Source organism: Micromonospora sp. CA-248089 (assembly GCF_050948515.1).
GTDB lineage: Bacteria > Actinomycetota > Actinomycetes > Mycobacteriales > Micromonosporaceae > Micromonospora.
This window is the reverse complement of sequence record NZ_CP192016.1, coordinates 5681783-5693737: the sequence shown is the minus strand read 5'-3', so window position 1 is coordinate 5693737 and position 11955 is coordinate 5681783. Positions and strand designations below refer to the sequence as shown.

At 75.1% G+C, this 11955-nt stretch carries 10 protein-coding genes; 5 read left to right on the top strand and 5 right to left on the bottom strand.

Annotated features, from left to right (window positions below; genetic code table 11):
• Window positions 1-34 precede the first annotated feature (34 nt).
• The 3 genes from ACQP26_RS26590 to ACQP26_RS26580 are packed head-to-tail and all read right to left on the bottom strand — an operon-like array spanning window position 35 to window position 3328.
• The gene (locus ACQP26_RS26590) at window positions 35-1141 is read right to left on the bottom strand and encodes a threonine aldolase family protein (RefSeq protein ID WP_433494289.1); all 1107 of its coding nucleotides are present in this window, start codon (window positions 1139-1141) and stop codon (window positions 35-37) included.
• Complete coding sequence (locus tag ACQP26_RS26585) at window positions 1138-2325, bottom strand: pyridoxal phosphate-dependent aminotransferase (RefSeq protein ID WP_281579750.1); 1188 nt, start codon at window positions 2323-2325, stop codon at window positions 1138-1140. Before ACQP26_RS26585 ends, ACQP26_RS26590 begins: the two co-directional genes overlap by 4 nt.
• Window positions 2326-2356: 31 nt before the next feature.
• Window positions 2357-3328 (bottom strand): MmpS family transport accessory protein, encoded by a 972-nt coding sequence (locus ACQP26_RS26580; protein ID WP_433494288.1) that lies wholly within the window; start codon window positions 3326-3328, stop codon window positions 2357-2359.
• A gap of 274 nt (window positions 3329-3602) precedes the next feature.
• Between ACQP26_RS26580 and glmS the strand changes: the two genes are divergently transcribed.
• Window positions 3603-5516, top strand: coding sequence for a glutamine--fructose-6-phosphate transaminase (isomerizing) (gene glmS, locus ACQP26_RS26575; RefSeq protein WP_269704041.1), 1914 nt, complete (start codon window positions 3603-3605; stop codon window positions 5514-5516).
• Window positions 5517-5581: 65 nt separating this feature from the next.
• Here glmS and ACQP26_RS26570 read toward each other — a convergent pair whose 3' ends face one another.
• Both ACQP26_RS26570 and ACQP26_RS26565 read right to left on the bottom strand, forming a co-directional pair.
• Window positions 5582-7204, bottom strand: a complete 1623-nt coding sequence (locus ACQP26_RS26570) for an alpha/beta hydrolase (RefSeq protein WP_433494287.1) — start codon at window positions 7202-7204, stop codon at window positions 5582-5584.
• Window positions 7201-7503, bottom strand: a complete 303-nt coding sequence (locus ACQP26_RS26565) for a type VII secretion target (protein ID WP_433494286.1) — start codon at window positions 7501-7503, stop codon at window positions 7201-7203. The genes ACQP26_RS26570 and ACQP26_RS26565 overlap by 4 nt, the downstream gene beginning before the upstream one ends.
• A 217-nt stretch (window positions 7504-7720) precedes the next feature.
• On the opposite strand from ACQP26_RS26565, the gene ACQP26_RS26560 reads away from it, so the two are divergent.
• The 4 genes from ACQP26_RS26560 to tsaE all read left to right on the top strand — a co-directional run bounded on the left by ACQP26_RS26560 (window position 7721) and on the right by tsaE (window position 11954).
• Window positions 7721-9190 (top strand): NAD(P)H-hydrate dehydratase, encoded by a 1470-nt coding sequence (locus ACQP26_RS26560; protein ID WP_433494285.1) that lies wholly within the window; start codon window positions 7721-7723, stop codon window positions 9188-9190.
• A gap of 84 nt (window positions 9191-9274) precedes the next feature.
• Window positions 9275-10393: an alanine racemase gene (gene alr, locus ACQP26_RS26555; protein WP_433494284.1), complete on the top strand. Its 1119-nt coding sequence runs from the start codon at window positions 9275-9277 to the stop codon at window positions 10391-10393.
• Window positions 10390-11475 (top strand): alpha/beta fold hydrolase, encoded by a 1086-nt coding sequence (locus ACQP26_RS26550; RefSeq protein ID WP_433494283.1) that lies wholly within the window; start codon window positions 10390-10392, stop codon window positions 11473-11475. Before alr ends, ACQP26_RS26550 begins: the two co-directional genes overlap by 4 nt.
• Complete coding sequence (gene tsaE, locus ACQP26_RS26545; protein WP_433494282.1) at window positions 11472-11954, top strand: tRNA (adenosine(37)-N6)-threonylcarbamoyltransferase complex ATPase subunit type 1 TsaE; 483 nt, start codon at window positions 11472-11474, stop codon at window positions 11952-11954. The genes ACQP26_RS26550 and tsaE overlap by 4 nt, the downstream gene beginning before the upstream one ends.
• The last annotated feature ends 1 nt before the right edge of the window (window position 11955 follow it).

Genomic DNA, 11955 nt, shown 5'->3' with positions numbered 1-11955 from the left:
CGCCACCCGCCGGTCAGTTCGCCCGGACCGGCGGTCAGCCTGCCTGGACCCGGCGCAGGAAGCGGGCGGCCAGGTCCGCCACCGCGTCGGCGTCCAGCTCCTGGGCGGGCCCGGCCACCGTCACCTCGGCCAGCGCCAGCCCGGGCACCTCGGTGTCCCGCCAGCCGCCGACGAACCACGCGCGTTCCTCCTCGGCCAGCGCCAGGTTCGCCGCGTCCAGCACCGCCGCCGGATACGGCAGCCAGAACCGGAACTGGTGGGTGTGCGGTGGCGCCGGGTGGACCCGGGCGCCGGGCAGGGCGGCCAGCGCCTCGGCGACCACCTTCGCGTGCGCCACGTAGCCGGGGAGGAGGGGCAGCTCCCGGGTCAGCCCGGCGAGCGCGGCGAGCGCCGCCGGCCACTGCTGGAACAGCGTGCCGCCGTAGCGGTGCCGCCAGGCACGGGCGTACCGGATCAGCTCCGCGTCGCCGGCCAGCGCCGCCCCGGAGATGCCGCCCAGCGACTTGTAGAACGAGACGTACGTGCTGTCGGCCAGCGCCGCGATCTCGGCCGGCGAGTAGCCGAGGTGGACTGTGGACTCCCAGAGCCGGGCCCCGTCGAAGTGCACCCGGGCGCCGCGCGCGCGTGCCGCCGCGACGACGGCGACCAGTTCGTCCCAGGTCGGCAGCACGAACCCGGCGTCGCGCAGCGGCAACTCCAGGAACAGTGTGCCGATCGGCTCGTCGAGCGCCGCCACCTCGTCCGCCGTCGGGTTGCGCGGCGCACTCGTGGTGCGCACCGCGCGTACGCCGGTGAGCAGCGCGTACGCGTCCCGCTCGTGGGTCAGCGGGTGGCTGAGCGGGTGCAGGCCGACGCCGGCCCGGCCGGTCAGCTCCGCCCCGTGCCGCATCGCCACCTGCTGCGCCATCGTGCCCGACGGGAAGAACGCGGCGGCCTCCGCGCCGAGCAGCTCGGCGACCCGCAGCTCCAGCTCCGCGACCGGTCCGCCCTCGCCGTACAGGTCGGGCAGGTCGTCCCCGGCCGCCGCGCCGAGCGCGGCGAGCTGCTCCGGCACGGAGGCCGGGCGTACGCCGGACAGCATCGTGTCGCAGCCGCGCTGGGCGGCGAACCGGCGCTGCCGCTCGGCTTGCCCGTCGCTCATCCGTCCTCCCGGAGCCGGCGCAGCCGGGTCACCGCCTCGGCCAGCACCTCGGGTCGCTTGCAGAACGCGAACCGGACCAGCCGGCGGCCGGCCTCCACGTCGTCGTAGAACACCTGCGTGGGCACCGCCACCACGCCGCAGCGCTCCGGCAGCGCCCGGCAGAACTCCACCCCGTCCCGGCCGCCGAGCGGCGTGACGTCGGCGGTGACGAAGTAGGTGCCCTCCGGTGCGAGCACGCCGAACCCGGCGTCGGCGAGCCCGGCGGCGAGCTGGTCCCGCCGGCGCTGCATGTCGTCCCGGAAACCGGTGAAGTAGGCGTCCGGCAGCCCGAGCGCCACCGCCACCGCCGGTTGCAGCGGCCCGGCGTTGACGAACGTCAGGAACTGCTTCACCCGCAGCACGGCGGCCACCAGCGGCGCGGGCCCGCTCGCCCAGCCGACCTTCCAGCCGGTGCAGGAGAACGTCTTCCCGGCCGACGAGATGCGCAGCGTCCGCTCCCGCATGCCCGGCAGCGTGGCCAGCGGTACGTGCGGCGCGGCGGCGTCGGTGAACACCAGGTGCTCGTAGACCTCGTCGGTGACCGCGTACACGTCGTGTTCCCGGCACAGCTCGGCGACCACTGCCAGCTCGCCGGCGGTGAAGACCTTGCCGGTCGGGTTGTGCGGCGAGTTCAGCAGCACCATCCGGGTACGCGGCCCGAACGCGGCACGCAGCTCGTCCGGGTCGAACGCGTACCGGCCGTCGGCGCCGGGTCGCAGCGTCACCGGGCGGCGGACCGCACCGGCGAGCGCGATCGAGGCGGCGTACGAGTCGTAGTACGGCTCGAAACAGATCACCTCGTCGCCCGGCTCGCAGAGCGCGAGGATGCTCGCCGCTACTGCCTCGGTGGCGCCGGCCGTCACCACGATCTCGCCGTCCGGGTCGTACTCCAGGCCCCAGAACCGGCGCTGGTGCTCGGCGACGGCGGCCCGCAGCGCGGGTATCCCCGGGCCGGGCGGGTACTGGTTGTGCCCGGTGCGCAGCGCCTCGGCCGCGGCGGCGAGCATCTCCGGCGGGCCGTCGGTGTCCGGGAAGCCCTGCCCGAGGTTGACCGCGCCGGTGCGCACTGCGAGCGCGGACATCTCGGCGAAGACGGTGGTGCCGAACGGCCGCATCCGGGCCACCAGGGGATCGGTCGTCGTCACGGCGGCCAGCCTACGGCCCGCCGCCGACTGCTCACCAGCCGAAGCAGGTCGCGCCGTACTCGCCGGAGTCCGTGGAGACGACCTTGCCGTTGACGGTGATCCGGCAGGTCACGTCGCCGGACTCGACCGGGCTGGCGATGATCTGCACCCGCTCGCGGTCGTTCGCCGTGAAGCGCAGCCGCCAGGGGGTGTCCACGGCGCCGGGTTGGTGGAAGTTCGCGTCCGCGTCGTAGAACTGCACCTCCGCCTCACCGTTGGTGGCGGTCACCTCGTACAGCACGGTGAACCTGCCGGGCCCGCCGGACGGGGTGGTGACCGGCCTGGCCGGGGCACGGGTGGGCTCGTCGGCCCACCCGTCGGGCTCGCCGTACACCGGGCCGTCGTACCGCTCGCCGGAGGCCGACCCCTCGCCCACGGCCCGGCCGAGGAAGGACAGCCCGACGCAGCCGCACACGATGAGCGCGAGGACGGTGACGATGCCGATGACCAGGCCGGCCACCCAGCCGCCGCCGCTGCGGCGCGGCGGCATGCCCGGATACGCGTACGGCGGCGGGTAGGGCCCGGGCGGGTAGGGGCCGGTCTTGTAGGGCCCCGGTGGGTAGGGGCCGGGCGGGTAGGCCGGCTGTGCCGCGACGTCCGGGACGCCGGACGGGGACGGCCACCCGGGCGTACCGGGGACGTACGGGGCGGCGGAGGCGGGTGGGACCGCCGGGCGTGGCGCGGCGGCCGGGCCGGCCGGAGCGGCCCAGCCCGGTTCGCCCACCGGCGGTTCCGCACCGCCCGGTGGCGTGGCCGGACCGGTCCCGGCGGACGCGCTCTCCGGGCCGGGGGCCGCCCACGGGCTCGGAGCCGGCGGCGGCGACCAGGGCTCGGGCGGTGTCCACGGCTGCGGGGCGGCCAGCGGGTCCGGCGGCGTCCAGGTGGAGGGCTGCGGCGTGGCCGGCGCGGCGGTCGGGTCGGCCGGTCCGGAGACCGGCTCGGGGGCGGGGGTCGTCTCGGACATGGGCTCAGCTCACAGGGGTACGGCGCGGACGACCGCGGAACGGTGGGCCCGGGGGGGACGGCGCCCGGCCTCAATGTAGGCGGTGACGGCCAGCCGTGCGGTACCGGCCGGTGCTCCGCGTCCCGCGTCCCGAACCGGTAGGGACGGGTGGAACGGCCTGGATGGTGCTATGTCCGGTAATGACAACCCCGACGCTCGGTTCGCTCAAATTCAGTGATCGTTAACCGGACTTCCGAGCACGCACGATGAGCGAAACTCGGTTAGGCTGCGGACCATGTGTGGAATCGTGGGTTACGCCGGTGCGCGCCCGGCGCTCGGCATCGTGCTTGACGGACTGCGGCGTCTCGAATACCGCGGCTACGACTCGGCCGGTGTCGCCGTTGTCTGCGAGGACGAGCTGCTGACCGAGAAGAAGGCCGGCAAGCTCGCGAACCTGGAGAAGGTTCTCTCCGAGCGCGCGGCGGACAACCCCGAGGACTGCGCGGCCAGCCCGATCGGCATCGGCGACGGCACCACCGGCATCGGCCACACCCGGTGGGCCACGCACGGCGGCCCGACCGACCGCAACGCCCACCCGCACCTCTCCCCGGACGGCCGCGTCGCGGTGATCCACAACGGCATCATCGAGAACTTCGCGAAGCTCCGCGCCGAGCTGGAGGACGAGGGTGTCGAGTTCGCCAGCGACACCGACACCGAGTGCGCCGCGCACCTGATCGCCCGCGCGCTGGCCGACCTGCGCTCGGCCGGTGAGACCGACAGCCCGGCGCTCCTCGCCGCCGCCATGCGCGTGGTCTGCGGGCGCCTGGAGGGCGCGTTCACACTGCTCGCCGTCGATGCCGGCATCCCCGGCGCGGTGGTCGGCGCCCGGCGCAACTCGCCGCTTGTGGTCGGCCGGGGCGACGGCGAGAACTACCTGGCCAGCGACGTCGCCGCGTTCATCGAGCACACCCGGGACGCGGTCGAGCTGGGCCAGGACCAGATCGTCCTGATCACCCCGGACAGCATCGACATCACCGACTTCCACGGTCAGCCGGCGAGCGGCACGGACTTCCACATCGACTGGGACTCGTCGGCCGCCGAGAAGGGCGGCTACGACTGGTTCATGCTCAAGGAGATCGAGGAGCAGCCGCAGGCCATCGCCGACACGCTGCTGGGCCGGCTCACCGAGACCGGCGAGATCGCCCTCGACGAGGTCCGCCTCAGCGAGCAGGACCTGCGCGACGTCGACAAGATCTTCATCGTCGCCTGCGGCACCTCCTACCACGCCGGCCTGGTCGCCAAGTACGCCATCGAGCACTGGACCCGCATCCCCTGCGAGGTGGAACTGGCCAGCGAGTTCCGCTACCGCGACCCGGTGCTGGACCGCTCCACGCTGATCGTGGTGATCTCGCAGTCCGGCGAGACCATGGACACGCTGATGGCGCTGCGCCACGCCAAGGAGCAGAAGGCCCGCGTCCTGGCCATCTGCAACACCAACGGCTCGACCATCCCGCGTGAGTCCGACGCCGTGCTCTACACCCACGGCGGCCCGGAGATCGCTGTCGCCTCCACCAAGGCGTTCCTCACCCAGGTCGTCGCGTGCTACCTGATCGGCCTGCACCTGGCCCAGGTGCGCGGCATCAAGTTCGCCGACGAGGTGGGCGCGGTGGTGGCCCAGCTCCAGGAGATGCCGGGCAAGCTGCGTGAGCTGCTGGACCGGATCGAGCCGGTGCGCGAGCTGGGGCGCGAGTTGAAGTCCGAGCCGACGGTGCTGTTCATCGGCCGGCACGTGGGCTACCCGGTGGCGCTGGAGGGCGCGCTGAAGCTCAAGGAACTGGCGTACATGCACGCCGAGGGCTTCGCCGCCGGCGAGCTGAAGCACGGCCCGATCTCGCTGATCGACCAGGGCACGCCGGTGATCTGCATCGTGCCGTCGCCGGTCGGCCGGGGCATGCTGCACGACAAGGTCGTCTCCAACATCCAGGAGGTACGCGCCCGCGGCGCCCGCACGATCGTGATCGCCGAGGAGGGCGACCAGGCAGTGGTCCGCTACGCCGATCACCTGATCTATGTGCCGCGTACGCCGACGCTGCTGGCGCCGCTGGTGACCACGGTGCCGTTGCAGGTGCTGGCCGCCGAGATCGCCGCCGCGCGTGGGCACGATGTCGACCAGCCCCGGAACCTGGCCAAGTCGGTCACCGTCGAGTAGCCGATCTCGTCCACGGTCCCTCCACCCGCACGCCGGGTGGAGGGACCGCGCCGTCTCCGGCCTGCTCACCGGCCCAGCACGATCCGGGCCATGCCGTCCAGCGCCGGGTTGTCCGGATCCCAGTAGCCGGTGTGGCCGTGCGGAGCGCTCGGGAAGCGCCGCCCGCCGAAGCCCGGCGCGCTCGGGTCGGCGCCGAACCAGAGCCGCTCGCCGTGCGGGTCGAGCGCGGTGAGCGCCGGACCCAGCGGCGTACCCGCGAGCAGCGCACGGCGGGCCAGGTCGTCCGGTGGGCGGGCCAGCCGGATCACGTCGTCCGGCGCGGTCGACGACCAGACCTGGCCGGCCGGCATCCGCAGGTCGGCGGCGTGATCCACCCCGACTCCCGGTGAGCCGACGAAGACCAGCGCGTCCGCGCTCAATCCGTGGTCGCGGGCGGCGGCGCCGACCACGAGCGAGCCGTAGCTGTGCCCGAGCACCGTCTGCCGCGACGGTGGACCCTCGTGCGCGGCCCGCAGCCCGTCCTGGAACCGGTGCAGCGCCGGGCCGGCCTCCTCGGCCTGCCGGGTGCCGGCTGCCTCGGTGAGGAAGTCCGGCGCGTCGTAGTCCAGCCAGAGCACCGCCGCCGCCTCCTCGCCCGGCCCGAGCGCCGTGCACCGCTGCAACACCCGGGCCGCCCGGCCCAGCTCGGCCGGCGCGTCGGCGAGATCCGAGGTCATACCCGGGACGTAGGTGAGCACGGAGGCGGCGCGGTCCGGGTTGCCGAGCGCCACCACCGCCCGGCCGTCCCCGGCCGGATCGAGCCCCAGCAGGTACGCCCGGGGCGTCCCGCCCGCGGCCAGCCGCTCGGTGAGCCCGTCCAGCCCGCGCAGCGCCGCCTCGACAGCGGCGAGCCGGACCCGGCGGGACGCCTCCAACGGCCCGGCCGGAAGCGGGTGCAGCAGCGCGAGCCGCCGGACGAGCAACCGCTCCCGCCGGTCACCGAGCAGCAGCCGGTTCGCCTGGTCCCGGGCGGCGGCCGGAAGCCCGTCGAGGCGACCGATCCGGTCCGGTTCCCGCCCCACCAGCCAGCGCCGCTCGGCCGCGCTCAGGCCGGCCCACCAGCGGCTCACCTCGGCCGGCCCGGCGCCGGGCCCGGGCCGGTACGCGGGCGGCACGCTCACCCAGCCGCGTACCGCAGCGGTGGCCAGTTCCGACAGCCGGCCCGCCGCCTCCCGGTCGGCGGCGCCGGCGAGCGTCAGCGCGCCCCGGATCCCGGCCCGCGCGTGCACGACCGCCGGTCCGGCCTGCGCGATCGGCCGTGCCGGGTCGGGCCGGACCGCTCCGGTGCGGCCGACGAGCAGGCCGCCGGACTCGGCGCGGGCCACCTCGGCGCCGAGCCGGGCCTTGGCCGCGCCCAGCCGGGCACCGAACTCGGCGAGCACCTGGTCGACCTCGAGCAGGGCGGGGAGCACGTCGGTGAGGTCGGTCCGCAGGTCCCCGATCCGCCGCTGCGCCGCCGCCGAGGCCGCGCCCGACCATCCGGGCCGCAACGCGCCGATCCGGGCGGTGAGCGCGTCGGCGCGCTGCCGTACCGGCCCGGCGAGGTCTCGCCACCCCGTTCCGGCGGCCGGCCAGGCACCCGGATCGGCCCGCCAGAGTTGCGCGTAGCCGACCGGCACGTCGGCGGAGCCGGCCGGACCGCTGCTCACCGCAGCACCCCGGTGAGGCGGCGCGCGGCGCGTTCGTCGACCGCCTCGTAGCCGTCCGCGCCACGGCGCAACGCCTGAGCGGTGTCGGCCACCCGGGCGCCGAGCGCGCCGGACCAGCGCCGCACCGCCGCCTCCAGGTCGGCCAGCGCCGCACCGGATCGCCAGCCCTCCGGTGCCGCCACCAGCAACGACTCCGGCGCGGCGCCCGGCCCGCAAGCCAGCCGGTACGCGTCGTCGGCCAGCTCACGCGCCACCGTGCGCAGCAGCTCCGGGTCGACGTCGAACGGTCTCTCCACCACGTGACCTCCCTCGCCCGGCGCCACCGGCCGGCTCCGGACACCGGGACGCTAGGCGGCAGCCGACGGTGGCCGCCGACCCCTGTGGACAACGTGCCGGGTTGTCCACAGGGCTGGTTCGCCGGCCGGTCGGAGGCACGTACCGCCGGTAGGGTGAGGCCGTGATCGGGGGAGCCGCGGGCGGAAGCTGAGCCGGGCGTGACGAACGGAGCGGGGTGGCATGAGACGGGTGTGGCGGGTCGCCGACGTTCGCGCGGCGGAAGCGGGCCTGATGGCCACCCTGCCGCCCGGCACGCTGATGCAGCGGGCCGCGGCGGGGCTGGCCCGCCGCTGCGCGTTGCTGCTCGCCGACCGGGGCGGGGTCTACGGCGCGCGGGTTCTGGTGCTCGCCGGGTCCGGCGACAACGGCGGTGACGCCCTGTACGCGAGTGCGCACCTGGCCCGCCGGGGCGCGGCGGTGACCGCGCTGCTGCTCACGCCGGGCCGGGCGCACGCCGAAGGGCTGGCCGCCCTGCGCGCCGCCGGTGGGCGCGTGGCCGACCGGCCGCCCGCGACTGTCGACCTGGTGCTCGACGGCATCGTGGGCATCGGCGGCACCGGAGGGCTGCGCGAGACCGCCGAGCAGCTGGCCGCGAGCCTGACCGGGCAGCGCGGGCGCGACGGCACGCCCGCCACGGTGGTCGCTGTCGACGTGCCGAGCGGCGTCGCTGTCGACACCGGCCACGTCCCGCTCACCGACGCCGGGCGGCCCCGGGCGGTCCGCGCCGACGTGACCGTGGCGTTCGGCGCGCTCAAGCCCGCACTGGTCGTCGGTCCCGCCGCCGAGCTGGCCGGCGAGGTCGAGCTGGTCGACATCGGTCTGACGCCGTGGCTGCGCGGCACCCCGGCGCTCCAGGTGATCGAGCAGACGGACGTGGCCGACTGGTGGCCGGCCCTGGGCGCGTCGTCGGAGAAGTACACCCGGGGCGTAGTAGGCGTGGCCACCGGGTCGGCCACCTACCCCGGCGCCGCGGTCCTCTCCGTCGCCGGGGCGCTCGCCGGCCCCACCGGCCTGGTCCGGTACGCCGGGAGCGCCAAGGACGAGGTGCTGCACCAGCACCCGTCGGTGATCGCCACCGGCCGGGTCGCCGACGCGGGCCGGGTGCAGGCGTGGGTCTGCGGCTCCGGGCTCGGCACCGGCGAGGACTCCGCCGCCGAGCTGCGCGCGGTGCTGGCCGCGCCGGTGCCGGTGGTGCTCGACGCCGACGCGCTGACGCTGCTCGTCGACGGCAAGCTGGCCGACCGGCTGCGCGGCCGGGACGCGCCGATCGTGGTGACGCCGCACGACCGGGAGTACGCCCGGCTCTGCGGCGAGATGCCGGGGGAGGACCGGGTCGCCGCCGCTCTGCGGCTGGCCGCCTGGATGAACGCGGTGGTGCTGCTCAAGGGCGACCGCACGGTCATCGGCACGCCCGACGGCCGCGCGTACGTGAACCCGACCGGCACCCCGGTGCTCGCCACCGGTGGCACCGGCGACGTACTGGCCGGGCTGCTCGGTTCGCTGCTCGCCGCGGGGCTGGCCCCGGAGCGGGCGGCCGCCGCGGCGGCGTACCTGCACGGGCTGGCCGGCCGGGAGGCGGCGCGCGGCGGCCCGGTGACCGCGCCCGACGTGGCGGCGGCGTTGCGTCCGGTACTGGCCCGGCTGGGCTGATCCGGGCGGCGGCGCCCGGTGTCGGCGGGCACCGCCCGCACGGCTCACGGCGCTGATGATCACTGACGGAAGTAGGCTGAGGACATGTGGCAGTCGGAGGTGCGCGTCGACCTGGACGCGATCCGGGAGAACGTGACCCGGCTCAAGGCCGGCACCAGCGCCGAGCTGATGGCGGTGGTCAAGGGCGACGGCTACGGCCACGGCATGGTGCTCGCCGCCCGGGCGGCGCTCGACGCGGGGGCGGACCAGCTCGGCGTCTGCACGCTTGACGAGGCGCTGCGGCTGCGTGAGGCGGGCATCTCCGCGCCGGTGCTGGCCTGGCTGCTCGACCCCGGCCTGCCGCTGCACGACGGGATCACCGTCGGCGTCGACCTCGGCTGCGCCAGCCTCACCCAGCTCGACGAGATGATCGAGGCGAGCCGCCGGGCGGACCGCGCGGCCCGGCTGCACCTCAAGATCGACACGGGGCTGGCCCGGGGCGGCGCCACCGTCGCCGACTGGCCGGCGCTGCTGGAGGCCGCCGCGAAGGCCCAGGCGGACGGCCTGGTTGAGGTGGTCGGCGTGTGGAGCCACTTCGTGTACGCGGACTCGCCCGGCCACCCCACCACCGATCGCCAGCTCGCCGTGTTCCACGAAGGGCTGGAGATGGTGACGCGCGCCGGACTGCGTCCGCGCTACCGGCACCTGGCCAACTCGGCCGCCACGCTGACCCGGCCGGACACCCACTTCGACCTGGTCCGGCCCGGCATCGCCGTCTACGGCCTGTCGCCGGTCGCGGGCGAGCAGTTCGGTCTGCGTCCCGCCATGACCGCCCGCGCCCGGGTGATGCTCACCAAGCGTGTCGCGGCCGGCACCGGCGTCTCCTACGGGCACACCTACCTGACCGAGCAGGAGACGAACCTCGCCGTGGTGCCGCTCGGCTACGCCGACGGGGTGCCGCGGCACGCCTCCAACACCGGCCCGGTGCACCTCGCCGGCAAGCGCCGGACCATCTCCGGGCGCGTCTGCATGGACCAGTTCGTGGTCGACTGCGGCGACGACGAGGTGGCTGCCGGTGACGTGGTGACGCTGTTCGGCAGCGGCGCGGACGGCGAGCCCACCGCCGACGACTGGGCCGAGGCGGTCGGCACCATCAACTACGAGATCGTGACCCGCTTCGGCGGCGTGCGCGTGCCCCGCGTCTACGACGGTGAGCGCGCATGAGTGTCCGGTTGCCGCGACCGCGTACCGCCGCCGGCAAGGTCGCCGGGCTGGTCGGCGCCGCCGTCGGTGTGGCCGCCGCCGGGCTCGCGGCGGGCGTGGTCAGCGAGCGGGTGCTGGTCCGCCGGCTCAAGAACGACCCCACCGACAGGTACGCCGACGAGGTCTTCGGCGAGCAGCGCTACGACGAGGCGTACCGGTTGGAGATGCCGGACGGCACCGACATCCACGTGGAGGTGGTCGAGCCGACCCGGCCGGTGGCCGGGCACCCGACGGTGGTGCTGGTGCACGGGTTCTGCCTGGACATGGGCACGTTCCACTTCCAGCGCAAGCGGCTCGCCGAGCGCGGCGACTACCGGGTGGTCGCGTACGACCAGCCGGGCCACGGCAGCTCCGGCCGGCTGGAGAGCGGCGAGTACGACCTGACCGCGCTGGGCCACACGCTGCGCCGGGTGCTCGACGAGGTGGCACCGGAGGGTCCGCTGGTGCTGGTCGGGCACTCCATGGGCGGCATGACGATCATGGCGTTGGCCGAGTTGTATCCGGAGATGTTCGGTGACCGCGTGGTCGGCACCGTGCTGATGGCGACCTCCGGCGGGCTGGCGGCGGAGACCAAGCTGGTGGCGCCCGCGCTGCTCGGCCGCGTCGGCTCGCCGGTGCTCTACATGATGAGCAACGCCACCCGGTACGGCGGCACCGTGATCGACAGGGCGCGCCGGTCGACCTCGAACGTGGCCTGGCTGCTGACCCGCAAGTACGGCTTCGGCACGTCGAAGCCGAGCCCGGCCCTGGTGTCGTACGTCGAGATGATGAACTCGCGTACCTCGGCCGACACGGTCACCCGCTACCTGCGGACGATTGCCACCCACTCCCGGTTCCCGGCGCTTGCGGCGCTGGCCGGCACGCCGGTGCTGGTGATCGTGGGGGACAAGGACATGATCACGCCGGTGACGCACTCCGAGGAGATCGTCCGGCGGCTGCCGCACGCCGAGTTCGTGAAGATCAACGACAGCGGGCACGTGGTGATGCTGGAGCACGCCGACGAGGTGAACGCGGCGCTGGGGAGGTTCCTGGATTCGCTATGACAGTGGTCGTGGAGCTGAAGACCGTCGACGACACCCACGAGTTCGGGCGGCGGCTGGCAGGTGTGCTGCGGGCCGGCGACCTGCTGCTGCTCAGCGGCCCGCTCGGCGCCGGCAAGACCGCGCTGACCCAGGGCATCGGCGCCGGCCTCGGCGTACGCGGGGACGTCACGTCGCCCACCTTCGTCATCGCCCGGGTGCACCGGCCGGACCCGGCGCGGGGCGGCCGGGTGACGCTCGTGCACGCCGACGCGTACCGCCTGGGCGAGGCCGCCGACCCGCGCGCGGAGATCGACGACCTCGACCTGGACGCCTCGGTCGACGAGGCGGTCACTGTGGTGGAGTGGGGTGAGGGGATGGTCGAGCAGCTGGTCGACGCGCACCTGCGGGTACGCATCGACCGCCGCGACGACGACACCCGGGCGGTGATGCTGGAACCGGTCGGCGGCGACTGGGCCGCCCGGGTCGCCGGACTGTCCTGAG